4 protein-coding genes and 1 pseudogene are annotated in these 1,875 nt (G+C 58.9%); 2 read left to right on the forward strand and 3 right to left on the reverse strand.

Annotation, left to right across the window (positions count from 1 at the left end; genetic code table 11):
* Window positions 1-625, forward strand: a 625-nt coding sequence (locus L9Z73_RS29955; RefSeq protein WP_247408549.1) for an MsnO8 family LLM class oxidoreductase, incomplete at its 5' end; no start/stop codon positions are given.
* Window positions 626-686: 61 nt separating this feature from the next.
* On the opposite strand, the gene L9Z73_RS29960 is transcribed toward L9Z73_RS29955, so the two are convergent.
* Together L9Z73_RS29960 and L9Z73_RS29965 are read right to left on the reverse strand one after the other, a co-directional pair.
* Entirely contained in the window at window positions 687-911 is a 225-nt protein-coding gene (locus L9Z73_RS29960) for a DUF1161 domain-containing protein (RefSeq protein ID WP_247408551.1), read from the reverse strand.
* 115 nt (window positions 912-1,026) lie between these two features.
* Window positions 1,027-1,242 (reverse strand): dodecin, encoded by a 216-nt coding sequence (locus tag L9Z73_RS29965; RefSeq protein WP_247408553.1) that lies wholly within the window; start codon window positions 1,240-1,242, stop codon window positions 1,027-1,029.
* A 156-nt stretch (window positions 1,243-1,398) separates the two neighbouring features.
* Between L9Z73_RS29965 and L9Z73_RS29970 the strand changes: the two genes are divergently transcribed.
* Window positions 1,399-1,725, forward strand: a complete 327-nt coding sequence (locus tag L9Z73_RS29970; protein ID WP_247408555.1) for a DUF883 family protein — start codon at window positions 1,399-1,401, stop codon at window positions 1,723-1,725.
* Between the two features lie 8 nt (window positions 1,726-1,733).
* Here L9Z73_RS29970 and L9Z73_RS29975 read toward each other — a convergent pair.
* Window positions 1,734-1,875, reverse strand: a pseudogene (locus L9Z73_RS29975) (LysR family transcriptional regulator); the annotation flags it as partial.

The raw sequence follows: 1,875 nt of genomic DNA on the forward strand, positions 1-1,875 counted from the left end.
CCGTGAGCGCTCCGGCAGCGCGGACGACTTCCCCGACGACGTGGCCGAACTGATGGCCTACCTCGGCCCGCGCACGCCCGACCAACGGGTGATCGCGGTTCCGGGCACCGGCACCAACGTCCCGGTGTGGCTGCTCGGTTCCAGCCTGTTCAGCGCACAGTTGGCAGGCGAGCGCGGCTTGCCCTACGCCTTTGCCTCCCATTTCGCACCGCGCTTGATGCATGAGGCGATTCGCGTGTACCGCAATCACTTCAAGCCTTCTGCCGTTCTGGACAAGCCCTACGTGATGCTCGGCATTCCGTTGGTCGCGGCGGATACCGATGAACAGGCCGATTACCTCGCCACTTCCGTCTACCAACGCATCCTGGCGTTGATGCGCGGGCAGAGCCTGGTGCAGCGTCCGCCGGTGAACAGCATGGACGGCCTGTGGCTACCCCATGAAAAAGACGCGGTAGGCAGCTTCCTCGGCCTGGCGATGGTCGGCAGCCCGGCGAAGATCCGCGCCAAACTGGAGGTGCTGATCGAACAGACCGGCGCCGATGAGCTGATTTTTACCTGCGACCTGTACGAACACGCCGACCGGATTCATTCCTACGAACTGCTCGCGCAGTTGATGAAGGAGTAAACCCCGCAGGCGAAAAAAAACCGACGCACCTGCGTCGGTTTTTTATGTCTGCAACGCAGGATCAACCGCGCTTGTAGACAATTTCCTTGGTGTCGCCTTCGCAACTGCCAACGACCTTGCCGTCAGCCGCAGCGCCTTTAGCCACCACTTCCAGCGAATAACCCGAAGCGCCATTGGCATCGATTTTCGCAGCAATTTCGCTTTTCAGCTCTTCACACGGCTTGCCCGCCGCCAGCACGGTGCCCGCCATGCTCAACAAACCTACCGCTAACAGGAACTTCTTCATCCGTCACTTTCCTTGCGCTGATCGAAACGAGCGTGCCGACACTGGTCGCATCGGCCCCCATTGGTTGTAGCGCAGGTTATGGCAATCGGCCAGCCGGCAAGTTCAACCGTTCCGATCAACTACTGGCAATTCGGAACCCCACCTTCAACGTAACCTGAAAGTGCGCGGCCTTGCCGTCCTTGATATGGCCTCGGGTTTCGATCACCTCGAACCACTCCAAGTGTTTGATGCTCTTGCTGGCTTCGGCCAAGGCGTTGTTGATCGCCTCTTCGATGCTGGTGGCGGACGAACCCACCAATTCGACTTTCTTGTAGGTGTGATGATCAGTCATAGCGTTTCTCCTGAGGGTCGTCAATAAAGCCTAGCAGTGAAAGTTCATACTGCTTCTGGCGACCATTCCTATTCGAAAGTTCAGATTTACTGCACTTTCTGAAACGGCCGTAGTCGGTATCTACACACGCCACTCAATCACTTCAGGAGAGTCCACATGGCCAACACTTCTTTACGCAAAGCGTCGCTGGAAAGCATGGAAGCCGAGATTTCGAGCCTGCTCAAGTCCCTTGAGGACCTCAAGGACGATGCTTCCGATGAGTCGCGCAAGACCTTGAAGGCCCTGAAAAGCAATGCCGAGAACGCACTCAAGCATTCTCGTCACCTGATCAGCGATGCCTACGAAGAAAGCAAAGTCAAAATCCGCGAAACCGGCGTGGCGACCCGGGACTACGCACAAGAACACCCATGGACCACGGCCGGCGTTGCCGTTGGCGCACTGGGCCTGCTGGCGGCTTACCTGCTGTGCAAACGCGGTAACTGATTTGCCGGCTATACCGGCTGGCGCAACAGCTCAGCCTTGAGCCATTGCGCCAGTTGCCGAGCGCGCCCATCCGCGGCGCGCTTGGGTAGCCACAACGCCAGGTGCGCCGGGGTTTGCGTGAAACCCCACGGCGCCACCAGGCGACCGGCG

The sequence above is a fragment of the Pseudomonas emilianonis genome, from assembly GCF_023072625.1.
GTDB classification, from domain to species: Bacteria; Pseudomonadota; Gammaproteobacteria; order Pseudomonadales; family Pseudomonadaceae; genus Aquipseudomonas; species Aquipseudomonas paraveronii.